The following is a 22,730-nucleotide window of genomic DNA, read 5'->3' as shown; positions in this document are numbered from 1 at the left end:
TGAAGGCCCTTGAGTGACAGCAGAGTGATCGACTGTGACCTTGACCTCTCCGGGACGGCCTTGCCCGGGCCGCGCCCGCCGCCTACGGCCTGGGCGCCGGTGTCACCGGGCCTGGCGCGGGTGCCGTTCGGTGAGGGCGCCGTACAGCTCGGGGCGGCGGGTGCCCATCAGGCCGAAGTCGAGCCAGTCCCGGCGCTGGTCGAGGTCGAGGTCGGCCACGAGGACGGCGGGGGTGTTCCGCGGGGCCCTCAGCATGATCCGGCCGTAGGGGTCGGAGATGAACGAGGAGCCGTAGAAGGTGGACCGGCCCTCGGTGCCGACGCGGTTCGGCACGATCATGAAGAGGGCGTTGGCGAGGCCGTTGGCGCTGATCGCCTTCTCCCACATGGGCCGGGTGTCGAAGTCCGGCAGGTCCACCTCGGAGCCGATGGCGGTGGGGTGCACCAGGATCTCGGCGCCGGCCAGCGAGTAGGCGCGGGCCAGCTCGGGGAACCACTCGTCCCAGCAGGTCGGGAAGCCGAAGCGGGCGCCTTCGTGGGCGACCACGGGGAAGCCGCTGTCGCCGGGGCGGAAGCACAGGTCCTCGCGGTAGCCCGGGAAGGCCGGGATGTGGTTCTTGCGGGTGCGGCCGATGAGTTCGCCCGCCGGGTTCACGCAGACGGCCGTGTTGTAGCCGAGCCCCTCGTCCTCGGCGCGCTCGTAGAGGGAGGCGTGGACGGTGACGCCGAGCCGGGTGGCCAGTTCGGCCGCCAGGCCGACGGTGGGTCCGGTCTCGACGTCCTCCAGGTAGCGGGCGGCGCCGTCGGCCATGGGGTCGTCGGTGTTGCAGAAGTACGGGCTGCGGGTCAGCTCGGGCAGGCACACGACCTTCGCCCCCTGCGCGGCGGCCAGCTCCACCCCCTCGCGCAGCCGGGCGTCGTGCTCGCGCTCGTCGGCGTACCACCGCATCTGGACGAGCCCGACGCGCAGCGGTTCCCGCTCGGCGGGGCGGGTGCGGCCGGGCGAACCGAGCGGGGAGCCGAAGGAGGTGAGCAGGGCGTAGGGGGAGGTGGTCATCGGGATCAGGGTCCTCTGGTCGGTGGACTGAAAATTCAGTCAGCGGGGTTGGGTGAGAGGAATCTAAGCCTTGCCGGAACGTTCCGGCAAGCCGGAGACGGACTTTGCCGGAACGTTCCGGCGCGATCCGGTGCCAGCGCATACACTGCGGACCCGTGAACGCCCGCACTGTGACCCTTCTCGACGTCGCCCAGGCGGCCGGAGTCTCCAAGAGCACCGTCTCCGACGCCCTCCAGGGCTCCGGACGGGTCGCCCCGGCCACCCGCGACCACGTCCGCGAGGTCGCCGCCCGCCTCGGCTACCGGCCCAACAGCGCCGCCCGCCGGCTGCGCAGCGCCCGCACGGGGGCGATCGGGCTGCACCTGCCGCAGACCGCGACACGGCTCGACTACTACATGAAGCTCGCCTTCGGAGCGGTGGCCCGCGCCCAGGAGGAGGGACTCGACGTCGTCCTCCTCGCCCCCGCCGGCGGCACCCACGGCCCGCTCGCCTCACGCGTCGACGGCATGCTCGTCATCGACCCCGAGACCGGCGACGCCGCCGTGCCCGCCCTGCTCGACGCGGGCGTCCCCGTCGTCACCGGCGAGCGCTACCTCGGCCCCGCTCCGGACCCCGTCGGCGCGGTCGTCTGCGACAACGCGGCCTCCCTCACGGCGCTCCTCGACCACGTCCACGACCGCGGCGCCCGCCGCCCGGCCCTGCTCGCCCCCGCCGACACCTCGGCCTGGGCCGCCGCCCTGCACACCACCGCCGAGAACTGGGGCCGCGACCACGCACTCCCGGTGGCGCGGCACACCGTCTCCTTCGCCGCCACCGCACGCGAGGCGGAAGAGGCCACCGCCGCCCTCCTGGCCGCGGACCCGGACATCGACGCCGTCGTCTGCGCCCCCGACGGCGCGGCCCCCGGCGTCCTGCGCGCCGCCACCGCCCTGGGAAGGACCCCCGGCAGGGACCTTCTCGTGGCCTCCTGCGTCGACGGCGCCGCGACGCGCGGCAGCTCGCCGGCCATCACGGCCGTCGACTTTCGCCCCGCCGACTACGGCCGGGTCTGCGTCGAGCTCCTCTGTGACATCCTCGCCGGGCGCACCGGACCGGAGACGGTCCGCCGCCACGGCTGGACCCTCGAAACCCGCGCCTCCACGCTCGGCACCGACTGACACCTAACTGACACCGCCTGGCACCAGCTGACGCGACCGGCACCGACCGGCACCGACCGCCCCAGGCTGCTCACTCCCCGGCGGCGCCGTGCCGAGGAAGCGGATGTGGGGGCGGCCGTCCGGGTCGGGGCGGGTCACGGAGGCCCGGACGCCGTACACGTCCGCGATGAGTCCTGCGGTGAGGACCTCCTCGACCGGACCGGCGGCCACCACCCCGCCCTCGCGCAGGACCACCACGTGATCGCAGTACATCGCCGCGAGGTTGAGGTCGTGCAGTGCGACGACGCAGGTGAGGCGGAGCCCGGCGACCAGGCTCAGCAGGTCCAACTGGTGCTGGATGTCGAGGTGGTTGGTCGGTTCGTCAAGGAGCAGCTCGCGCGGCTCCTGGGCGAGGGCGCGGGCGATCTGGACGCGCTGGCGTTCGCCGCCGGAGAGGGTGCGCCAGCTCCGCCGTGCCCGGTCGGTCAGCCCGGTGCGGGCGAGGGCGGATCGTACGGCGGCCTCGTCGGCGGCCGTCGCGGGCGACCAGGCCCGGCGGTGCGGGATGCGGCCGAGGCGTACGGCATCGGCCACGGTGAGGTCGACCTGGGTGTCGGCGTACTGCTCGACGACAGCGACGCGCCGGGCGAGCGTGCGGCGCGGGACGGTGTCCAGCCGGTCGCCGTCCAGGGTCACGACCCCGGCGTCGGGCGCGAGGACGCCGGCCAGGACCCGCAGGAGGGTGGACTTCCCCGAACCGTTCGGGCCCAGCAGCCCGGTGAGCGTGCCGGGGCGCGGCGCGATGGTCACGCCGTCCAGGACGAGGGCGCCGCCGGCGGTGCGGGAGACGTGTGCGGCGCGGAGCCCCGTACCGCCGTCGGCGCACCGGGAGATGTCGGTCATCGAGCGCTCCTGGTGCGGTACAGGACGAGGACGAACGCGGGGACGCCGATGATCGAGGTCACCACGCCGACCGGCACCTCCTGCGGGTCGAGGACGGTACGGGCGAGGGTGTCGGCCCACACCAGGAACACCGCCCCGGCCAGCGCGGTCAGCGGCAGCAGCCGGGCGTGACCGGGGCCCGCGAGGGCCCGTACCGCGTGCGGCAGGACCAGACCGACGAAGCCGATCGCGCCAGCGGAGGAGACCAGGACGGCGGTGAGCAGCGCGGTGACCGTGAGGAGTACGAGACGGGTCCGGGCCACGGAGACGCCGAGCGTCGCCGCAGCCTCCTCGCCGAAGGCGAAGGCGTCGAGGGTACGGGCGTGTGCGCCGCAGACCAGCAGCGCCCCGGCCAGGACGGCGGCGCACACGCCGACATCGGTCCAGCCGGCGCCGGTGAGCGAGCCGAGCAGCCAGAAGAGGATGCCCCGGGTGGTCTCGGCGTCGGCGGCGGTCATCACCACGAACGAGGTGAGGGCGGAGAAGAGCTGCATCGCGGCGACCCCCGCCAGGACGACGCGGTCCGTCGACCCGCCCAGCGTGTGACTGAGCAGCAGGACCAGGGCGAAGGAACAGAGCGAGCCGAGGAACGCTCCGCCGGTGACGGACACCACGCCGCCGCCGACGCCGAGCACGACGACCGCGACGGCGCCGGTCGAGGCGCCGGAGGAGACGCCGAGGACGAACGGGTCGGCGAGCGGATTGCGCAGGAGGGACTGCATCACCGCGCCGCAGACGGCGAGTCCGGCGCCGCACACGGCCGCGAGGAGGGTGCGGGGCAGTCGCAGGTCCCAGACGATGCCGTCGCGGATCGCACTCAGCCCGGACGGCTTCCCGCCGAGGTGGGAGGCGACCACGGACCAGGCGTCGGCGACACGGATGTCGGCCGGGCCGATGGTCAGGGCGAGGGCGACGGAGACGCACAGGAGGACGATCCCGGCGGCCGCGGCGACGGGCGGGAGCGCGCGGGAGGGGAGGGAGGAGAGGGGCGCGGCCCGATCGGGACGACGACTCCGGCTCGCCCTGCCCGCCGTCTCCGTACCCGACGGGTTCACTTCGTGAGCCCGTACGTCCGCAGGGCCGCGGCGACCTTCTCGATGCCGTCGACGGTGCGGAGGGTGGGGTTCATGGCCTGGCCGCTGAGGATCACGTACCGCTTGCCCTTCACCGCCGTCATGTTCCGGGTGACGGGGTGGGACTCCAGGAACTCGATCTTCTTCGCGGCGCTCTCGGCCGACTGCGCCTTGCGGGTCAGATCGGCGATCACCAGCACGTCGGGATCGCGGTCGGCGACGGTCTCCCAATTGATCTGCGGCCACTCCTCCTTCGTGTCGTCGAAGACGTTCTTCACGCCGAGGGTCCCGCTGACGATCCCCGGGGCGCCGCAGCACCCGGCCATGTACGGCCCCTGCGAGTCGGAGAACCAGTACAGGACGGACGCGTCGCCGAAGTCGGCACCGGCCTTGGCCTTCTCCACCCGGGCGCGGAGCTCTCCGACGAGCTTCTCGCCGCGCTCCGGCACGCCGAACACCCGGGCCAGGTCGCGGATCTCGCCGTACACGGTGTCCATGGTCAGCGGCCGGTCGCGGACACCGTCACCGTCGCCGCTGTTGTCCTTGCCGACGCAGTCGCTGGGGGAGAGGTAGGTGGGGACGCCGAGCTTCGCGAACTGCTCGCGGGGCGCCACGCCGCCCTTGCCCAGGGTGTAGAGGAAGGAGGCGCTGACGAAGTCGGGTTCGGTGTCGAGCACCTTCTCGAACGACGGGTAACGGTCCGCGAGTCGGGGGACCGCGGCGTTCGCCTTCTCCAGCCCCTTGAGAACCGGGTCCGTCCACGTGGCGGTCCCCACCATGCGGTCGGCCAGACCGAGCGACAGCATGATCTCGGCCGAACCCTGGTCGAGGGCGACGGCACGGCGCGGAGCACGGTCGATCTCGACCCGCTGACCGCAGTTGTCGAGGCGTACGGGATAGCCGGCGGTCGTGCCCTTCGCCGCCGGTTCGGCGGGTGCCGTACCGCCGGAGCCGCAACCGGCCGCGAGGAGGGCGCCGGCCACGAGCAGCACGGCGGAACGGACGGGGTGTGCGAGGGGCACGGGGAATCCTCTGCGTCACGGCTCATGCGCGGAGCCTGTCGGTACGGTGCTCCCCGGACGGCAGCGCGCGACGCCGGGGCCGCCAGCAGGTCTTCGGACTCGGGGTCGTCCGGACGGAACGCCTTCCCGGACCCCTCGGGACCCAGTGGCCGATGCTCCGCCCGTCACCCTCACCGCTGCGCGTCAGCTCCGGATTCCCACCGGATTCCCTGACCCGTGCACATATCGTGCTGATACGTACACAGGTGCGACTGGCCCGGGCAAGTTACCACAGGGCCTGCACGCGGAACCGGGACCGGAGTCTGCGCCGAACGGGTTCTCGCGGCCCCGGTCCCGCCTGTCGGGCCGGGGGCGGTGGTGGCCGACGGCTACGGTGCCGTCCGTGGTCCCCATCGACGAGGAGAGCTTCCCCGGCGGTGTCCTCCGCGGGGACACGGCGCGGGACATCGCGCGGCTGACCGACCCCGGGCTGACCGCCGTCATCGTGGCCCCGGGCGAACGCCCCGGCTGGCTCGACGAGTTGGCCGAGCTGGTGGTCTCGCGGCGGCTCGTCATCACCCGTACGACACTGAGCGCGGTCTCCCGCGATGAGTTCGCCGACTGGTCGCGCACCGCCCTGGCCGACACGGACAGGGCGGTCGCGCGTCCGCTCCTGGAGGACATGACGGGGATCGTGGAGCAGGTGATGGCCTCGGCGGACGTCGGGCGCGTGATGGTACGGGTGTTCACCGAGGCTCCCACCCGGCGCTGCGGTTTCCACGTCGACACGGTCCCGCCGCAGGCCCCCACGACCGGTGCCGTGCGGGTCTACAACGGTCCGACGACGGAGTACGTGTCCGGCGACGACGTACGGAGCATGAAGGACTTCTACGCCTACCTGTCCCGCCGGGAACGAGTGTCACGGCAGGCGGGGGCCGGGACCCGCGGCGACGGACCGGCCTGTGCGGCGGCCGACCCGCTGGTCGCCATGGACGAGACCCCGTCGTTCCTGCGCCCCCACGCCCCCGTCCACCGGGTGCCGCCGGACGCGACCGTCTACTTCAAGCACATCGACGTACGGCGCCACTGGTCGCCGCATCCCGTGGCGGACGCGTGGATCCACCGCTCGCCCATGCAGGGCCCTCCGAGGCTCGTCCTCAACGTGTCCCCGGCGCAGACCGCTTCGGCGGGCCCGGGTCGGGGGCCAGCAGCACATGGCTGAGGGCGGGCAGCGAGGGATCGAGGGAACGCAGCAGCCGGAGCACGCGCGCGCCCGCCCGGGCCGGCCCGTGATGCGCCGTGAACCAGGACCGCGGCCCGCCCGCGGCGCCGATCGTCCCCAGGACGGCCGGCACCACGTCGTCCACGCCGTCGAAGAACGCGCCGGTGAAGGCGTTGACGTACTGCCAGCCGCCGAGGATCGACCGGTTGACGACGACGGGCACATCGAGGCAGAGCGCCTCGGCGAGCACCCTCGGCGACGCGTCGAGGACGGCCGGCACGAACAGGCAGCGCGCGGCGGCGATCACGGCGAGCAGGGACGGCCACTCCAGCGGACCCGACGACCTGACACCCGGCAGCGACCCGGCGCCGGGCGGGGCGTCGACGACCAGGACGCGCAGTCCCGTCTCCGCGGCCAGCCGGCGCAGGCAACGGGCGGCGAGCGGCCAGTTCTTGGCCTCCTGCCGCCAGGGCTCCGCACCGGACACATGGACCACGTCCGCGACCAGTTCCGCCGGCAGGGCGTGTGCCACCGGGCGCCGGTGGATCCGGCGCGGGTCGACACGGAGCGGGTCGGTGAAGTCGGACTCGCTCACCAGCACCCGCGGCCCGTTCGGCGGCAGGAAGCGGTCCGGGTCCCGGAAGCAGTGCAGCCACCCCTCGCAGAGCAGCCCGTAGTCGCGCTCGTCACGGAACCCGGCCCCCGGGAAACCCAGGTGACTGGTGGCGCCGACGAAGCGACAGCCCTCGTCCGCGAGGTCGTGCAGACGTACGTGCTGGGCCCGGGTGACGACGGGAGCCCGGACCACCACCCACGGCAGCGGCTCGCCGCCCGGCCCGGTCACCCGCAGGAACGGCGCGCCCGCCGCGAGGTCCACTCGTCGTCCTCCCCACGGGGATCGACACAGCGACATGACAGGAGAGGCCATGACAGGAGAGGCCATGACCGAGCCCATCAGACGCGACTTCTTCACGGAGCGCAACGGCGCCACGCGCATCGAGATCTTCGACGAACTCGGTGACACCGCGAAAGCCGCCCTGCACGCCTTCTTCCGGCGGTCGGGCGCACCGCACCTGATGGACGAGGTGGTCCTGCCGCAGTTCCGCGACGGCGACTCGCAGATCTTCGCCGCGGTCCGCGACCGGCCGTGGCCGCCGTGGGGCCTGGGCGCGCGCAACATCACCGGCGTCCTGCAGACGCACCTGGTCTCCGACGGATGCTGGGGGCTGAGCCCGGTGCACGTCGCCGACGAGGACCTCACCAACACCGGCCTGTGCGCCGCCCTGTACAAGGAGGCCCTGGAGACGCTGGCCGTCGACCCGGGCGCCGAGGTGCACTACCTCGTCGCCGAGGAGTCGAGGCTCGCCGACCTGGTCATGCGCCGCGTCGGCTTCGAGCGCACGGAGGACGTCTTCCTCACCGAGGCGGCGCGGTACCTCACCTATCGCGCCCCGGCCCGCGAGCTCCTCAAGAACCTGGGCCTGGCCGGGGCCGACTCGGTCGACCTGCTCGCGGGCGCGGTCGACGACGAGGTGTACGAGCGCAACGCGGCCTTCCACGGGACGGTCTACCTGGGGTCGCGTGCGGAATGGACGGCGGACCGCGTCACCGTCCCGTCCGAGATCGCCCGGCTGGTCCGCGGCGGCCACTACAGCAAGCCGGCCGGGGTGCCCACGGGGACGGGCCGGTTCGAGAGGGACGTGCTCGCCGAGGTCGCCCAGGGCGTACGGGAACTGCTCACCGACGCGGAGCAGGACGACCTCCTCCGGTACGTCCTCGACAGCGAGACCGCGTTCACGCCGGCCACGATCCAGCCGCACGGGTCGGGGGCGGCGGTGGTGGACGAGCGGGTCCGCAGCAGCTCGGTCCTCCACGACCTCGGCCGCTTCGAGGCCCTGTTCACGGACCGCATCAAGGAGCAGCTCGACACGGTGCGCGCCCGCCTGGGCCACCCGGCGTTCCCGATGGGCCGCATCGAGCTCCAGGTCACGGCCAACGGCGACCGGGACTACTTCGGCATGCACCGCGACAGCGACGGCGGGGACACCCGCGAGCTCACCTTCGTCTACTTCTTCTCGGCCGAGCCGCGCCGGTTCTCCGGCGGGGAGCTGCGCGTCTTCGAGACGGTCGTCGAGGACGGCCGGGTCGTTCCCACGGACCGCAGCCAGACGATCGTGCCGCGCCCCAACCTCGCGGTGTTCTTCCCGAGCCGCCACGACCACGAGGTGCTGCCCGTCCGCGTACCGGGCAAGGCCTTCGCCGACAGCCGGTTCAGCGTGACCGGCTGGATCCACCGGAAGTGACCGGCCGACCGGGCGGGCGGGAGTCCGGCGGGCGGCCCGGACGAGAGGAGCCGCGGGAGGCGGAGCAGCCGGAGAAGGAGCCGCCCAAGGAGCCGGCGCAGGAGCCGTGCGTGGCGGTTGCGCGGGAGTGCGTCGCGTGGTCCGTGGAGGGCCACGTGGCGCTCCCGTCCGGCCGCGTGCGGCGGGCCGCGCGGGAGACCCACCACGGCCCCTTCCCCGACGCGCCGGAGCTGCTGGCCCGCGCCGTGCGGGCCGACGCCCACGGGGTACGCGCCCGCTACCTCTTCGCCTCGGCCGAGGCGGCCGCCGGGTTCTCCGCGGCCCGGGACCCCGCCCTGACCCGGCTCGGGACGGCGCTCACCGGACCGGTGAGCGCCGTCCCCGACGCCCCGCTCCCCGCGCCCGTGATCATCGTCTCCCCGCCGCGCTCCGGCAGCACCGCGCTGTTCGACGCGCTGGCCCGAAGCCCCGCCCTGTGGACGGCCGGCGGGGAGAGCGAGGGGGTGATCGAGGGCGTGCCCGCACTCCACCCGGCGGCCCGCGGTTACGCCTCGCACGCGCTGGACGCCGAGGACGCCGACACCTGGGGGCATGCGGTACGGGCGGGCTTCCTCGCCGATCTCCGCGATGCGCACGCGCGGCGCCCGCCCGGGACGGGTGCTCCCCGGGGCCGGCCCCCCAGGCTGCTGGAGAAGACCCCGGAGAACAGCCTGCGACTCCCCTTCCTGCTGCGGCTGTTCCCCGACGCCACGGTCGTCCGTCTGCACCGCGACGCCCGCGACACGGTGGCCAGCATGGTGCGGGCCTGGACCCATCCGGGCTTCGTCAACATCCCGGACCTGCCCGGCTGGCCACGGCGGGCCTGGCACCTGCTGCTGCCACCGGGCTGGCGCGGCTGGGCGGGCGAGGACCTCGCGCGGATCGCGGCCCGGCAGTGGGCCGCCGCCGTGGAGGGGATCCTCGACGCCCGTGACCTGCGGCCGGCCGTCCCCTGGGTGGACGTCGACTACGCCAAGCTGTGCGCCGCACCGGCGCGGACGCTGCGGCGGCTGGAGGCCGAACTGGACCTGCCCGCCGCGCCGCGGGGCAGGGACCTGCCCCTGTCGGCCACGACGATCGGCCCGCCGCGCCCCGGCAAGTGGCGCGACACCCCCGGCTTCGACCCGGCGGCGCTCGACGCCGTGCGGCCCACCCTGCGGCGCCTCACGAACGGACGGACCACGATGCCCCAGTCCACCCCGGCTTCCCGGGCGGCCCCGCCCGCTCCGGAGGCACCTCGCCGTCGCCCGACCTTCGCCTGCTGGCTCCACGAGACGGAACCCACCGAACCGGACGCCACCGAACCGGACCCCACCGAACCGGACCCCATCGGACCGGACCCCATCGGACCGGACCCCATCGGACCAGACGCCGAGGAGGTCGCAGGCCGCGGCGACGAGGCGGTGCTCGATCCGACCGCGGTGCTCCAGACCGGGGTCACCATCCCCCTCGGCATGGCACGCAGGGCCCGCTTCCGGGACCGCTTCCTGAGCGGCCACCCCCTCCTGTGGACCGACGACGCCGAGACCGGGGCGCTCGTCCCCTACTGGGTGCGCTTCGAGGACTTCTGGGCGCTCCGCGAGCTCGCCCCGGGACGCCCCCTGCCACCCGGCTTCCCGCCCGGGCTGCGCGCCGCGCTCACCGGGGCCGGCGCGCTCGGGACGGCGGAGCTGCGCGCGCGCCGTACGGCCCTGGCCGATGCCGCCGTCGCGGACGCCGCCGAGGAGTTCGCGCGCTCGGACGTCTGCGGGATGGGCCGACTGGTGCGCCCCGGGCACCGCGAGGCGCTCCTCGACTACTACGAGCGGCTCATCGCGACCGGCTGCTGGCCGCTCGGGGACGCACAGGTCGAAGGCCGCTACGGCTGGTACAACGAGTCGTTGTCCCGCTTCTTCCACCACCAGTTCGGCACCCTGGTGGGCCGCCTCGCCGGGCGGCCGGTACGGCCCTCGTACGCGTACGTCTCCGCGTACCGCGCGGGCGCCGTCCTCGACCGGCACGTCGACCGCGAACAGTGCGAGTACACGGTGTCCCTGCTCCTCGGGGAGTCGGGACCGGGCATCGCGGGCGGCTGGCCGCTGCTCCTCGACACGGCCCGCGGGTCGCTGTCGCTGGTCCAGCGTCCCGGTGAGGCCGTGCTGTTCCGGGGCACCCGCGTACCGCACTGGCGTCCGCCGCTGCCCGACGGGAGCACCCACACGTCCCTGCTGTTCCACTACGTTCCGGCCGAGTTCACCCGGACCCTGTACTGAGACGGCTACTGCGGATCGAGGAAGCCGACGTGCCGGGCCTCGGACTCCGAGACCCGGGGCGCGATCCGCTCCCACCGGGCGACCGTCCGCCGGCCCTCGGGGCGCACGGTGCGTACGCGCGTACGGGTGAAGCCCTCGGGTGCCGGTCCCGTCCCGAACATCACCTCGGTGGCGGGGGCGGTCAGCAGCATGTCCCACACGAGGTGGATCCGGTCGGCGGCCCCGGCGTTCTCGGCCGCGTGGACGCACCCGTGATTGACCAGGTAGACGGTCCCGGCCGCCAGACGGTGGAGGTCGCCGTCGAGCAGCAGGGTGGCCTCGGGGCCGGTGACGAGCGGCAGGTGGAAGCGGGCCCGCACCCCCACGGCGCCGGTGTGCGACCGTACGACGCTGTGCTCCTCGTGCGGGGCGAGCGCGGCACCGGGGCCGAGGACGTTGATCCGGAAGTTGACCAGGTGCGGCAGCGCCTCCGCCAGCGCGGACAGGGCGGGGTAGCGCGAGCGGTGGTGGAACCGCTTGCCGAAGCAGGACAGGTCGTGGTCCTGGGAGAAGTCGTCGCAGCGACCCGACGCGTTGAGCAGACTGAACTGCTCCACGCGGCCGCGAGGACCGGTCCAGGCCGTGACGTGGCCCGGGTCGCCCGCCAGCGAGGGGGCGTTCCGGGCGCGCAGCCCCTCCGCCTCCGCCGCGAGCTCCCGCAGGATCCGGGCGTCGGCGGAGAACAGCCGCAGGCACCGGATGCCGGGGCGGTGGTAGTTGGCGTCCCGGATGCCGCGCAGCAGCGACAGCGGATCGTGGTGGGTCATCGGAAGGGACACCTCTCCAGGAGGAGGTCCAGGTCGGGGAGGTCCGCCGGGAGCGTCGCGAAATCGGCCAGGGCGACCGGGTCAAGACCGGCACCGTCGGCGCCGACGGGCACCGGCGGAGGCACCGGCACACCGACGGAGAGGAAGTAGTCGTGGAACTTGCTGTCGTCGCCGCCGGGCAGGGGCCGGAACCGGATCCAGACGGCGGGGATCCCGTACGCGTGGCTGAGGACGATGCCGTGCAGGCTCGACGAGGCGACCAGACAGGCACCCGTCAGCTGCTCGACGACGTCCTCGACGCCGCCCTGTACGTCGACGATCCGCCAGCCCGCCGGAACACCGCGCCGCGCCCGGGCCTTGTCCGCGAAGTGGGGGACGACCGCGGGTCGGCCGCCCGCCCGGACCGGGCGCACCGGAAGGAACCTCGGCACCAGCAGCCCGGGGTCGCCGTAGACCGGGGGACAGCCGACACCCGAGCGCATGGCCGCCTCCCGGGTGAGCGGCCCCCGGACGGCGAGCAGTTCGGCCCGCGGATCGAGGGTCTCGCCGGCCTCCATCACACCCGCTCCCCACACCACGGAGCCCGGACCCGCGAGCGCGACCACGCTGCCCGTGACGAAATGCTTGCGGCCCGGGGCGTGCGGAGCGACCCACCGGGCCGGCGCGCCGGAGATCCGGCGGATCAGCCAGGGAGTGAGCCGGTCACCGACATTGCCCTGACTGGGCACCCGGCACCAGAACGCGGGGACGGACTCGGACACATCGGTCACTGTAGCGAGCGGACGGCCCTTCTCATCCGTACCTACCACCGGGATGTCGCCTGGTTGCGCTACGCGCTGGCGGCCGTCGAGAGGTGGTGCCACGGCTTCGCGGACGTGGTCGTGGTGTCGCCGAGCACCGGATCCGCCGCGGTGCGCCGGGCGATCGGCGGCGACGTACGGCTGACGGTGTGCCCGGACTACCGCGACGACTACCTGGGACAGCAGGTGACCAAGTTGTACGCGGACGAGTTCACGGACGCCGACCTCATCTGCCACGTCGACTCGGACGTCGTCTTCGACCGCCCCGTCTCGCCCGCCGACCTGCTGGACGCCGGCCGGCCGTGGATCGTCCGCAAGGCGGTCGGCCTGCTCGGCCGGCACCGGCCCTGGCTCGCCCCGACGGAGGAGTTCCTGGGCCGTCCGGTCGCCTACGACTTCATGCAGCAACCGCCCTTCACCTACCCGCGCGCGCTGTACGCGGAGGTACGCGCCCTGTCCCTGGAACGCCACGGAATCCCCCTGGCCCGGTACGTGGCCGGGCGACCGCCCCGGGGCTTCTCGGAGTTCAACGTCCTCGGCGCCCACGCCCACACCGCCCACCGCACCGCCTTCACCTGGTACGACGCGGACACGCCGGAGGTACCGCGGCTGTGCAGGTGGTACTGGAGCAGGGGAGGCATCGACGCGGCCCTGCGCCGGGAACTGGACGCCCTGGTCACGGTGCCGGGCGAGCCCGCCTGAGCACCCTCAGAGCCAGTCCCGCTTCTTGAAGATGACGTACAGGCTCGTACAGACCACGGCCATCAGCAGGATCGCGAACGGGTACCCGCCCGCCCAGTGCAGCTCCGGCATGGTGTCGAAGTTCATGCCGTAGATGGTGCCGACGAGGGTGGGCGCGAAGAGGATGGCGGCCCAGGCGGAGATCTTCTTGAAGTTGTCGCCCTCGGTGCGCTGACCTGCGCAGATCCTTGCGGGAGGTGTGCTGACCTGGGGCTTTGCCCGTTTCGGGGGCTTTCATGATGACGCCGATTAACGCGGCCGATTCTCCCCAGACGCTCCCCAACGGGGCTTCATTCTCCCCAGATTCTCCCCAGCGGAGGCTGCCTCTGAAGGGGGATCACCGCTGGTCGGGACCGTGATCCGCGTGCCGTGTCAGGCTACGCGACGTAGTGGCAGTGGGGCAGGTGGCCGCTGTTCGGTCGGCGGTAGATCGCGATCGGGTGCGGCTGCTCGTTCACAGTGAAAGCAACCGACGACGCGGACCAATGCGCGACTGGATCTGGCGAATGGGGTCCCTGCGCAGGATGCGAGGTCGCGGCGGCGTCCAATGCGTCGGGGCGGATCACAGCCCGGGCAGCGAGACTGTCCTGGCAGTTTCCGGTCGGCAAGGCGGGGCCGGAGGAGTCCTGTGAGGCTGCTGTTCCCCGGGGCCGCCGTCGTACGCTGCCAGAGCTCCACCACCTCAGCCGTCGACTGGGAGTACCCGCGTGAATGAGCCGCAGCGCAAGCCGTTCGTGTATGTCGTCGTGTGTGCGGCCGGGATCGCCGGCGATGTCGGTTAGCTCGATACGGCCGCCCAGGAACGGGACTGGGGTGTTGTGGTTGTAGCCACGCGCACGTGACGCACGTTTGACGCACGGACGGCGCATTGTCTGATGGAACGTCACGTGCGGTTTGAGGCTCCTGGGCGGGCGCTGTCTGTGTGCGGATGCCCCCCCGCGATCGGGCGCTGGAGCCGGCTGCCGAATGGTTGGGTGATCCCGCACCTTTGCGTCTCGGTCGGGACCTTCCGTGATGTTCGGTGGGTGTGGGGCGAACGCTGCGTCGGGGGCTGTTTGCGCTTCTGTGACCGATGGTGAGTTCGGGGCGTCGTTGTAAATCCGACCTAGAGGTCGATGGGCGGCAGTTCCTGCATCCGGGGAACGGGGTTGAGCCGCGGTTAGGCGGGGTCGGGGCTGTCCGTCCAGATGCGGCCCCACCTAGACCAGCTGGGGCCGTCGGGCGCGGGTCTGGTGCTCGATGGCCTGCCCGGGCTCGTTCTGCACAGCGCTGTCAGTGGCAAGTGCCATGCTGTTTGAAGGGGTCCGTGCGAAGTAGGGGGTGCCGTGGCGTTCGAGTGGGATGGGATCGGCCAGCCGCATTTTGACCGAGTCGTTGAGGTATTGGTCCACCGGCTCTACAGCGAGACGGCAGAGGTTCGAGCCGTCAACGGGCGCGGCGGTGATGGTGGCCGAGACATTGACGTGGTGCAAGGCGGCCGCCTGCGGATCTACCAGCTCAAGTACTTCCCCGACGGGCTGCAGGGACGTGGGCGCAGACCGAGTATCAAGAAGTCGTTCAAGCGGGCCATGGAACACGACCCCTATGAGTGGGTCCTCGTGGTCCCTTGCACTCTTACCCCGGGCGAGCGGGCGTTCGTCTTGGGCCTGGCCGAAGGTCGGGACGTGAAGGTCACCGTGATGGACCGGACCGTACTGGACGATCGCCTTGCCGCGCACATTGATATCGAGCGCAGTCTCAGCCGCACCACTGGCGATGGGGGTCTGCTGGAGTACGCGAAGATCATGAACCGGGAGCAGGACATCCTGGCGTGCGGCACGGCCGACTTGAGTACTCGAGTGCAGGCGCTGGGGCGCGTGGTCGACGACCTCGACCCAAACTGGACGGTGGACTTCGCCCGGGAAGGCGACAATGTCATCCAAACTCTGCGTGCGAAGCATCCCCGGGCACAAGAAGTAAGCCCCATCACCATGTCCATCGCCGGAACGGCCATGGACGCCGATCTGGCGGCCGCCGTTACACGGTCCCTGGGGTTCGGAGTCGCCGAGCCGGTCGAGCTCCCGCCCGACGTGGTTGAGCGCCTGACGGTCAGCGGACCGGACTGGATCGCGCAGACATTCACCAACACCACGGTGTCGTGGAAGCCGATCTCACGTGTGTCAGGGGCTGATACTGCAGTCTCCGTAGCCTTCCTCGGTGAGGACGGCAGCGTGCAGGCGTCGTACGCAGGCCGGTTGAAGGCGCGAGGTGCCGGCTCCTTGGAGACCTCGATCGAGGTGGATCTACCTGGTGCCCTGCTTCGGGTGCTGCGCCCATTCGATGAATCGGCTCCTGCGAAGCTCGCGTATCAGTTCGATCTTGCTGGGCTCGGTCCCGCGGAGGCGCTCAAGGTGCTGCGGCTGCGTCGGCGCCTTTTGCTCGGTGGAGGCTTCCGAGTGATGATTGACGGCCAGCTCGCGGGTGCGGGGTGGTGCCTTCCGGAGAGTGGCACTGCAGATGATCTCCGCCGCTGGGCACAGCTACAGCTGTTCCTGGAGGACCTCGAAGTGGTCCAGCGACACTGCGAACAGGACTTCCCCATCCCCGCCGACATGTCGATGACCGACCGGATCGCTCTGCGGATGGCTCGTCTCCTGATAGAAGGCCGCTGCGTAGCATCACCCTTCAGTCGCGAGCTGACGAGTACACTTACCTGGATCGACGACGCGAACACACGGGAGCTGCTCAGCGGCAGGCCGCAGTCGCTACGTGTCACAAGCTCCGAGTACGGGGTCACGATCGCAGGTCACCTCCTCAACCTCGGCTCCGTCTGCATCTTTCACACGGAAGTCACAGTCGACGACGGGCCCGCTGTCGTCGAGTCCCTCCGCAGCGGTCGCGTGTCGGAGGCGACCCTCGTGCTGCGCCCGGCCCGGGGCGAGCACTACCGAATGTTCCTGACCGACTCACCCGACGACGGCATGCCGCTCAGCCCCTGTCCATTGGGCCTCGACGGCTTTCCCGATCCTCGCTAGTTGTGTGTTGTCCCTGAGGGTGGTTCCGCGAGGTCGTCCAACGTGAGTTGCTGAGGGCATGTGACGCGCGTTCGACGGACGGACGGCGCGGTTTGGGTCGGCATGAGTGATTGGCGACTACAGGGCGCAGCCCTCAGCTGGATCGCGGTGGGCACCTGGCTGTGGCACTGGCTGCCGAGCAGTTCGGCAGGCGTTGAGACGCTGGTACGCGGGCTCGGGGATGCGGATGACCACGTTGCAGCTGCCGACCTGGTCTGGTCGTGCCACAGCATGGCAAGGCCGCGGTAGCGGCCGATGCAGGGGAGAGCGGTGCCGGGTGTCTCCCAGCAACGGAGGATCCCGCTACTGAACTCCTGGCGGCACCCCGGCGAGATCTAAGGACGTAGGACGGCCAGCGCGGCACGTGACCTCATGTTCGACGTCACCCGTGGCCTGAAGGACCCCCGAGGCCGGGAACACCATCTGCGGTTGACTTCCCCCTCCCATGTTGCTTTGCCGTCAAGAGCTGCCCGGTCCTTCAAGCCGAGGGGTGGGGGTCCCCGCAACTCACACGCGGGTCCCGCTCCTGCTCCTCGCCTTCTCGAACTCGGACACCGGGTCGCCTCCGACGCTCCAGGGCCAGGCCGCGACCGTACCGTTGATCGCCTCGAAGACCGGACGGGCCTCGGCGCGCCGCTCGGCGGCCATCAGCGCGTAGGCCAGCAGGTTCAGGTCGGCGAGGGCCGCCGCGTGGTGGAAGAACCCGGGCTGTGCCCAAGTGTGTGCCGCACGGTCGAGGGCCTGGGTGGCCGATGTGTGGGACCAGTGGTTGCGTGCCATCAGCGCCTCGACTCCGCCCAGGGCGAGGACGGAGTGGTACTGCAGAACCTGGGCGGTGAGCTCGGTGGCCGCGCAGGGCGCGTTTGTGGGTATGCGGGCGCGGATCGCGTCGACGAAGTCCAGTACCTGGCTGCGCGATCCCATCTCCTCCGGCCCCAGATAGCGCAGCATGCTCAGATACGCCTCGCGGTTCCAGCGGTCGCGGGCCAGTACCTCGTTCCACAGGCCGAACACCTCCGGCTGACTGCGGCGCTCCAGCCGTGAGAGCCCCAGCATGACCACCCAGGGAGTGGGGTCCTCCGGCGCCAGTTCGGCGGCGCGCCGACAGCTGTCGGCGATGCCGACCGCGTCCTCCAAGTACCCCCGGGAACGTCCGCGTTCGAGCTGCGCCCATGCGGCGAGGACGAGCGCGCTCGCGTTTCGCGGCTCACGAGTGGCCCAGGCGCGGGGCCCGTGCGATTCGGACAGGCGGTACGCCAGCACGGAGACCTGATGGGTGCGGCGGTCCCAGTCGGCCCGGCTCTGGTTCAGGAGACGGGATATCTGGGCCATGTACAGGTCTGTCGTCCCGATCGCGCCCGTATTCGGCGTCGACTGAAGGGACTTCAGCAGCCGGCCGAGGGCAGCGTCGTCGAGTTCCAGGGAAATGCGTGCCCGTCTGCGGCGACTTGAGAGAAATGCCATGCACGGAGGCTAGAGGTTACGAGCCGTGACGCAAGGTGTGCGCTGAGATCGTTACCGATTACACTATGCGATCTAGCCGTTACTCTTCGGTATGGTGAGGCGGGTGCGCCCGGACCCCAGGTGGCCAGGAACGGCGTGATCATGCCGGTGATGGTGATGGGCGGCGCCACCGCGGTGATCCGCGTGGCACGGCCGGCGGTCAGTGCATCGACTGCGGCCTCGGTGGTGTCCGCACGGGCGGCCGGGGCGCGGGCCAGGGGAAGGAAGTGCTGGCCAGCCGCCGTGGTCGAAGATCGTCAGCTTTGAGGCCCTTCACCAACTGTGCAGTTGGCGCGACAGCGAGGGCAGGGCGACGCGGACCGCCTCGGCAGCCTTGGTGGCGGAACGGTCTCCACAATGCTCAGGAATGAGCGCAGCACTCGGATCTCCGTGGGGGTAGTCCCTCGGGAGGCGCGGGAAGCATGGCACCTTCATGCCTCAAGGGCATGGTAATCAGCCCTTCCAAGTATTTGAGGCTATGGCTGATGGGGCGCATTCTTATTTCACCGGAACTTTTGGTTATCGGAGCCCGAATCTCCGTCGACTTCTCCGGGTAAAATGCATCCTTCGATTGGCTGGTGTTCTCGCATGGCCCGCCCCCTGCCCCTGATCCTCGCCCAGGCGCCCGGCCGCCTGGCCGACGACCTCGCGGGCTTTACCGCCGACGTGGAGCGGCGCGTGAAACTACGCGCAACCGGTGCCCTCGTCGTCTACCCCGAACTGCACCTCGGCGAGAGCGCCCCCGGCGTCCCGGCCGACCCGGGGCAGGCGGCCGAGCCGCTCGACGGCAAACGCGACGCGGTCTTCGCCGAGCTCGCGGGGGATCTGGGCATCTGGCTGGTACCCGGCAGCGTCTACGAGCGAGGAGACGGCGACCGCGTCCACAACACGACACCGGTCTATTCGCCACGGGGTGAGCGCCTTGCCGCGTACCGCAAGATCTGTCCGTGGCGCCCGTACGAGACGACCACACCCGGCAACCGGTTCGAGGTCGTCGACCTCGCCGGGGTCGGCCGCATCGGACTGTCCATCTGCTACGACACCTGGTTCCCGGAGATCTCCCGCCATCTGGCCTGGATGGGCGCCGAGCTGATCGTCAACGTGGTCCGCACGCCGACGAGCGATCGCGCACAGGAAGTCGTCCTCAACCGCGCCAATGCCATCGCCAATCAGGTCTTCGTCGCCAGCGTCAATTCCGCTGCCCCCTCCGGGATCGGCCGCAGCCTCGTCATCGACCCCCAGGGCACGGTGCGCGCCGAAACCGTCGATGCCAGCGACTCCACCCTCACCGACGTGATCGATCTCGACGAGGTCAGCAACGTCCGCCGCTACGGCACCGCCGGTCTCAACCGGATCTGGGACCAATTCCGCCCCGGCGACCCAGCCCTCGACCTCCCGCTGTACGGGGGCCGCATCGACCCCGCCACCTGGAACCCCGCCCCCACCACCGAGGAGCCACGATGAACAGCGAGACCACGGGGAACAACATGAGACTGAAGGGCGACCTGAGCCTCTTCTCCGTCGTCCTGTTCGGCCTGGCCTACATCTCCCCTGGCATCGTCGTCACCATGTTCGGCGTGGTCGCCGCCACCAGCGGCGGCGTGGCCCCCACCGCCTTCGCCGTCGCCACCCTCGCGATGCTGCTCACCGGGCTGAGTTACGCGAAGATGGCACGCGCTGTGCCCGGCGCGGGATCGGTCTACACCTACGCCCGCAAGATGCTCGACAGCCGCATCGGTTTCCTGTCCGGCTGGGCGATGCTGCTCGACTACTTCTTCATCCCGATGGTCGGCTGGCTGATCACCGCGATCTACTTCAACGCCCAGTTCCCTGCCATACCCAAGTGGGTCTGGCTGATCGTCTCGGTGGGCATCACCACCGCCATCAACGTCTTCGGCATGAAGCTCGCGGACCGCGTCAACAAGGTCCTGATGTTCATTGCTCTGGGGTCGCTGGTCCTCTTCGCCACCCTGTGTGTCGTCTTCCTCGGCAAGCACGGCTCGTCCGCCCCCGTCACGGACGCTCTGTGGAACTCCGGCACTTCGATCGGCGCGGTCACTGCGGCCGCTGCCATCGCCGCGTACTCCTTCCTCGGCTTCGACGCCGTCTCCACACTGGGCGAGGAGGCCAGGGGCGGGGCGAGGACGATCGGCCGCGGCATCATCGGCTGCGTCATCGCCGCCGGAGCGATCTTCATCGTGCTGTCCTTCGTGATGCAACTGGTTCACCCCGGCGCGACGTTCGTCGACGTCGACGCGGCCGCCTACCACTTGAAGGTCCTGGTCGGTGGCGAGACGTACGCCGAGATGATCAACTTCGTCACCATCGCCGGATCCATCGCCTCCTGTATCGCCCTGCAAGCCTCCGCCGCACGCCTCATGTACGTCATGGGACGCGACGGCGCACTGCCCAAGGCCGTCTTCGGCAAGCTGTCGGGGAAGACCGGCACGCCCGTCCTGAACCTGCTGCTGACCGCGGCCGCCGGTGTCATCGCCATGAAACTCGACCTGACCACAGCCACCTCGTTCATCAACTTCGGCGCCTTCCTCGGCTTCGCCCTGGTGAACGTCTGCGTGATCGCCCACCTGGTCCGAGAGCGCAGAGACGGCCGCACCCCCAACCTCTTCTCCTTCCTGGTGATGCCGGCCATCGGCGTTGGCGTCTCTCTCTACCTGCTCACGAGGCTCGATGACGTCGCACTCCAGATCGGCGGCGTCTGGCTGGCGATCGGCGTCGTCTACCTGGCCGTCCTGACCAAGGGCTTCCGCCGACCCGCACCGGAGATGACCTTCGACGACGACACCGCGGTCACGGACAGAGCCACCGCGTAGCTCCCTCCCGATGTGAGGAGACGAGGATGTCCACGACAACTGCTGAACTGGTCCATGACCAGAGCCTCGGAGACCTGTTGATCCACCGTGATGTGGTGCTCGACGGACTCGATACCCCGCAGCGCGCCGCCCGTACCGTCCTGGTCGACGTCCTGGACGGCAAGGCGGAGGATCAGCTCTTCGATGCCATGCTGGTGGCCAGCGAGCTCATCGCCAACGCCATCCAGCACAGCAGCGGTGCGGTCCTCATAAGGGTTGAGGTCTACGAGTTCGGTGCGGCGTTGGGCGTCGTCGACCGCGGGGCCGACATCACTGCCGTCCCTGCGCGACCTTCGAACTCATCTGTTGACGAAGGGACGGTGGCTGCCAGCGGGCGCGGCCTGTTCATCGTGGACAGCCTCGCCAGCGCCTGGTCGGTCGAGGAGACCGAGTACGGAAAGATCGTCATCGCTATCCTCACCCTTCCAGCAGGCCCTCGTCGATGACCCCTCTCGACCTCACGCGACACCATCTCGGCCGACGATTCTTCGCCCATCCGCTCGGCGTCAACTGCGGAGCCATCGGACTGTCACGGGGCGCTGAGTCAGAGACGCGGTCATGTGGCACCAGGCGGGCAGATCGAGCGGGGCGGCGGGGTCGGTGGCGATGACGTGGACGACCGTGCCCGCCGCTGTGTCGGCAATGCGGGCGCGCAGCCTCAGCAAAAGGGTGACGCACAGCAGACCGGTGCCGTCGTCGGTGATATCCGCCGGCGGCGCGGGGGCGGGACACGGTGGACCTCGCCGACCGAAGCGTGGGTCTCCGCCGTTGACAGCACCGTGCACAGCAGCATGTGCGCGAAGACCACGTCATCGAGGCGTCCGGCAGCGCCAGCGGCTCGCGCACGTCGTGCACCGCGGTGGTCATCCGCTCCTCGACGCCCTGGGAGCGGGCGACGTTACGCCGCTGCTCTAGTACTGCAACGGTCTTTGGTCTGATGGTTGGGCAGTTTCCGGCGGTGTGTGGCCGCGTTGTTTGTAGTGGCTGACGCGGGCTTGGTGTTGGCGTCTGCGTCGCCAGTGGGACCAGTGCAGGACGTGGTTGACGGACGCTGGGCGGCGGTGGATCAGGCGTCGGAGTTCGGGGAGGCTGAGGGGGACGAGGCCGGAGGATCCGTTTCTGCTTTCCCGGTGTCGAGCTCGCGGGCCCGCAGGACGGTGAGGCAGGCGTGGGCGGCCATGGCCAGGGTCATGTGGCGGTGCCAGCCGGGGTAGCGGCGGACCTGGTAGTCGTCCAGGCCGCATTCCTGTTTCGCGGTCTGGAAGCATTCCTCGACCGCCCACCGGCTGCCGGCGACGCGGATCAGCTGGTCGAGGGTGGTCTCGGCGGGGCAGTAGGCGATGTAGTAGGAGATCTCCTCAGGCCGGCGGACGCTGCGGCGGGCGATCACCCAGTGCCGCCGGTCTTCCCGGTGCCAGGGGCGGACCTCGACCCTCGCCCAGTCGAAGACCCGTGGCCCGTGAGAGCCGTTGCCGCACGAGCGGCGCTTCCACTTCTGCCGGGGCAGGTCGTGGAACAGGTCATGCACCGGGTGGTCCATGGCCCAGCGGGTGACGACGGTGTCGTGCCGGGTGGTGGCCATGACATGGAAGACATCGGCCCGCTCCAGCTCGGTCCGCCAGCTTTTCGAGTAGCCGTAGCCGGCGTCCGCGGTCACCCACCCGAACGGGATCTTCTCCGCGATCGCCCGGCGGACCATCGCCCTGGCCATCGCGACCTTCGTCTCGAAGACGACCGTGTCCTCGATGCCGGCCCGCCGACACCGTTCACGATCGTCCGTCCAGGACGCCGGCAGGCAAAGGCGGCGGTCGATCAGTGTCCGTCCCAACGGAGCCGCATCGGCAAGGAAGACTCCGACCTGGGAGTTCTCCGTCCGCCCCGCCGTTCCCGAGTACTGCCGCTGAACCCCGGTCGACCTCACACCCTTCTTCAG

The 22,730-nt window shown here is 71.0% G+C and carries 17 protein-coding genes, 3 pseudogenes and 1 riboswitch; of the genes and pseudogenes, 10 read left to right on the top strand and 10 right to left on the bottom strand.

Annotation, left to right across the window (positions count from 1 at the left end; translation table 11 throughout):
• Positions 1–102: 102 nt before the first annotated feature.
• Positions 103–1,056, bottom strand: coding sequence for a nitrilase-related carbon-nitrogen hydrolase (locus tag SGA01_RS18200; RefSeq protein WP_141297525.1), 954 nt, complete (start codon positions 1,054–1,056; stop codon positions 103–105).
• Between the two features lie 155 nt (positions 1,057–1,211).
• Between SGA01_RS18200 and SGA01_RS18195 the strand changes: the two genes are divergently transcribed.
• On the top strand, positions 1,212–2,213 hold the full coding sequence (locus SGA01_RS18195) for a LacI family DNA-binding transcriptional regulator (protein WP_141297524.1): 1,002 nt from the start codon (positions 1,212–1,214) through the stop codon (positions 2,211–2,213).
• Between the two features lie 3 nt (positions 2,214–2,216).
• On the opposite strand, the gene SGA01_RS18190 is transcribed toward SGA01_RS18195, so the two are convergent.
• The 3 genes from SGA01_RS18190 to SGA01_RS18180 are packed head-to-tail and all read right to left on the bottom strand — an operon-like array spanning position 2,217 to position 5,229.
• A complete protein-coding gene (locus SGA01_RS18190) occupies positions 2,217–3,095 on the bottom strand; it encodes an ABC transporter ATP-binding protein (RefSeq protein ID WP_141297523.1) in 879 nt (292 codons plus the stop codon).
• Positions 3,092–4,189 carry a FecCD family ABC transporter permease gene (locus SGA01_RS18185; protein ID WP_141297522.1) on the bottom strand — a complete coding sequence of 366 codons (1,098 nt, stop codon included), beginning with the start codon at positions 4,187–4,189 and terminating at the stop codon, positions 3,092–3,094. The genes SGA01_RS18190 and SGA01_RS18185 overlap by 4 nt, the downstream gene beginning before the upstream one ends.
• Positions 4,186–5,229, bottom strand: a complete 1,044-nt coding sequence (locus SGA01_RS18180; RefSeq protein WP_141297521.1) for an ABC transporter substrate-binding protein — start codon at positions 5,227–5,229, stop codon at positions 4,186–4,188. The genes SGA01_RS18185 and SGA01_RS18180 overlap by 4 nt, the downstream gene beginning before the upstream one ends.
• Positions 5,230–5,296: 67 nt before the next feature.
• Positions 5,297–5,500: riboswitch (cobalamin riboswitch) on the bottom strand.
• A gap of 111 nt (positions 5,501–5,611) precedes the next feature.
• On the opposite strand from SGA01_RS18180, the gene SGA01_RS18175 reads away from it, so the two are divergent.
• A complete protein-coding gene (locus SGA01_RS18175) occupies positions 5,612–6,430 on the top strand; it encodes a DUF1826 domain-containing protein (RefSeq protein WP_167534126.1) in 819 nt (272 codons plus the stop codon).
• On the opposite strand, the gene SGA01_RS18170 is transcribed toward SGA01_RS18175, so the two are convergent.
• Positions 6,366–7,307: a glycosyltransferase family protein gene (locus tag SGA01_RS18170; protein ID WP_141297520.1), complete on the bottom strand. Its 942-nt coding sequence runs from the start codon at positions 7,305–7,307 to the stop codon at positions 6,366–6,368. The two genes, SGA01_RS18175 and SGA01_RS18170, sit on opposite strands and share 65 nt — an antisense overlap.
• Positions 7,308–7,371: 64 nt before the next feature.
• Here SGA01_RS18170 and SGA01_RS18165 point away from each other — a divergent pair, with 64 nt between their 5' ends.
• On the top strand, positions 7,372–8,733 hold the full coding sequence (locus SGA01_RS18165) for a 2OG-Fe(II) oxygenase (RefSeq protein ID WP_141297519.1): 1,362 nt from the start codon (positions 7,372–7,374) through the stop codon (positions 8,731–8,733).
• A 110-nt stretch (positions 8,734–8,843) separates the two neighbouring features.
• Positions 8,844–11,024 carry a sulfotransferase family protein gene (locus SGA01_RS41090; protein WP_167534125.1) on the top strand — a complete coding sequence of 727 codons (2,181 nt, stop codon included), beginning with the start codon at positions 8,844–8,846 and terminating at the stop codon, positions 11,022–11,024.
• Between the two features lie 5 nt (positions 11,025–11,029).
• Here the strand turns inward: SGA01_RS41090 and SGA01_RS18155 are convergent, their stop codons facing one another.
• Both SGA01_RS18155 and SGA01_RS18150 read right to left on the bottom strand, forming a co-directional pair.
• The gene (locus SGA01_RS18155) at positions 11,030–11,830 is read right to left on the bottom strand and encodes an aspartyl/asparaginyl beta-hydroxylase domain-containing protein (protein WP_141297518.1); all 801 of its coding nucleotides are present in this window, start codon (positions 11,828–11,830) and stop codon (positions 11,030–11,032) included.
• A complete protein-coding gene (locus tag SGA01_RS18150) occupies positions 11,827–12,591 on the bottom strand; it encodes a polysaccharide pyruvyl transferase family protein (protein ID WP_141297517.1) in 765 nt (254 codons plus the stop codon). The genes SGA01_RS18155 and SGA01_RS18150 overlap by 4 nt, the downstream gene beginning before the upstream one ends.
• 63 nt (positions 12,592–12,654) lie before the next feature.
• Between SGA01_RS18150 and SGA01_RS18145 the strand changes: the two genes are divergently transcribed.
• On the top strand, positions 12,655–13,332 hold the full coding sequence (locus tag SGA01_RS18145) for a hypothetical protein (RefSeq protein ID WP_141297516.1): 678 nt from the start codon (positions 12,655–12,657) through the stop codon (positions 13,330–13,332).
• Positions 13,333–13,338: 6 nt separating this feature from the next.
• Here SGA01_RS18145 and SGA01_RS18140 read toward each other — a convergent pair.
• Positions 13,339–13,524: pseudogene (locus SGA01_RS18140) on the bottom strand (CorA family divalent cation transporter); the annotation flags it as partial.
• A 554-nt stretch (positions 13,525–14,078) separates the two neighbouring features.
• Between SGA01_RS18140 and SGA01_RS42120 the strand changes: the two are divergent.
• Positions 14,079–14,150 (top strand): annotated as a pseudogene (locus tag SGA01_RS42120) (flavoprotein); the annotation flags it as partial.
• A 546-nt stretch (positions 14,151–14,696) separates the two neighbouring features.
• On the top strand, positions 14,697–16,385 hold the full coding sequence (locus SGA01_RS18130) for a hypothetical protein (protein WP_141297514.1): 1,689 nt from the start codon (positions 14,697–14,699) through the stop codon (positions 16,383–16,385).
• A gap of 546 nt (positions 16,386–16,931) precedes the next feature.
• Here the strand turns inward: SGA01_RS18130 and SGA01_RS18120 are convergent.
• Positions 16,932–17,756 (bottom strand): tetratricopeptide repeat protein, encoded by an 825-nt coding sequence (locus SGA01_RS18120; protein WP_229917878.1) that lies wholly within the window; start codon positions 17,754–17,756, stop codon positions 16,932–16,934.
• Between the two features lie 759 nt (positions 17,757–18,515).
• On the opposite strand from SGA01_RS18120, the gene SGA01_RS18115 reads away from it, so the two are divergent.
• From SGA01_RS18115 to SGA01_RS18105, 3 genes are read left to right on the top strand one after another with little or no spacing between them, the layout of a single operon-like run.
• Positions 18,516–19,391, top strand: a complete 876-nt coding sequence (locus SGA01_RS18115; protein ID WP_141297512.1) for a carbon-nitrogen hydrolase family protein — start codon at positions 18,516–18,518, stop codon at positions 19,389–19,391.
• Entirely contained in the window at positions 19,388–20,758 is a 1,371-nt protein-coding gene (locus SGA01_RS18110) for an APC family permease (protein ID WP_141297511.1), read from the top strand. Before SGA01_RS18115 ends, SGA01_RS18110 begins: the two co-directional genes overlap by 4 nt.
• Positions 20,759–20,784: 26 nt before the next feature.
• The gene (locus SGA01_RS18105; RefSeq protein WP_024758438.1) at positions 20,785–21,243 is read left to right on the top strand and encodes an ATP-binding protein; all 459 of its coding nucleotides are present in this window, start codon (positions 20,785–20,787) and stop codon (positions 21,241–21,243) included.
• Between the two features lie 620 nt (positions 21,244–21,863).
• Here the strand turns inward: SGA01_RS18105 and SGA01_RS18095 are convergent.
• Positions 21,864–22,730, bottom strand: a pseudogene (locus SGA01_RS18095) (IS701 family transposase); the annotation flags it as partial.

It is taken from the genome of Streptomyces gardneri (assembly GCF_006539185.1).
GTDB classification, from domain to species: Bacteria; Actinomycetota; Actinomycetes; order Streptomycetales; family Streptomycetaceae; genus Streptomyces; species Streptomyces gardneri.
Note: the sequence above shows the minus strand (reverse complement) of the source record. Positions and strands in the feature narration are given on the sequence as shown.

Coding starts and splice junctions, on each gene's coding strand:
- SGA01_RS18200 (WP_141297525.1), bottom strand. CDS start 1,056: ATGACCACCTCCCCCTACGCCCTGCTCACCTCCTTCGGCTCCCCGCTC.
- SGA01_RS18190 (WP_141297523.1), bottom strand. CDS start 3,095: ATGACCGACATCTCCCGGTGCGCCGACGGCGGTACGGGGCTCCGCGCC.
- SGA01_RS18165 (WP_141297519.1), top strand. CDS start 7,372: ATGACCGAGCCCATCAGACGCGACTTCTTCACGGAGCGCAACGGCGCC.
- SGA01_RS18155 (WP_141297518.1), bottom strand. CDS start 11,830: ATGACCCACCACGATCCGCTGTCGCTGCTGCGCGGCATCCGGGACGCC.
- SGA01_RS18120 (WP_229917878.1), bottom strand. CDS start 17,756: ATGGCCCAGATATCCCGTCTCCTGAACCAGAGCCGGGCCGACTGGGAC.
- SGA01_RS18115 (WP_141297512.1), top strand. CDS start 18,516: ATGGCCCGCCCCCTGCCCCTGATCCTCGCCCAGGCGCCCGGCCGCCTG.
- SGA01_RS18110 (WP_141297511.1), top strand. CDS start 19,388: ATGAACAGCGAGACCACGGGGAACAACATGAGACTGAAGGGCGACCTG.
- SGA01_RS18105 (WP_024758438.1), top strand. CDS start 20,785: ATGTCCACGACAACTGCTGAACTGGTCCATGACCAGAGCCTCGGAGAC.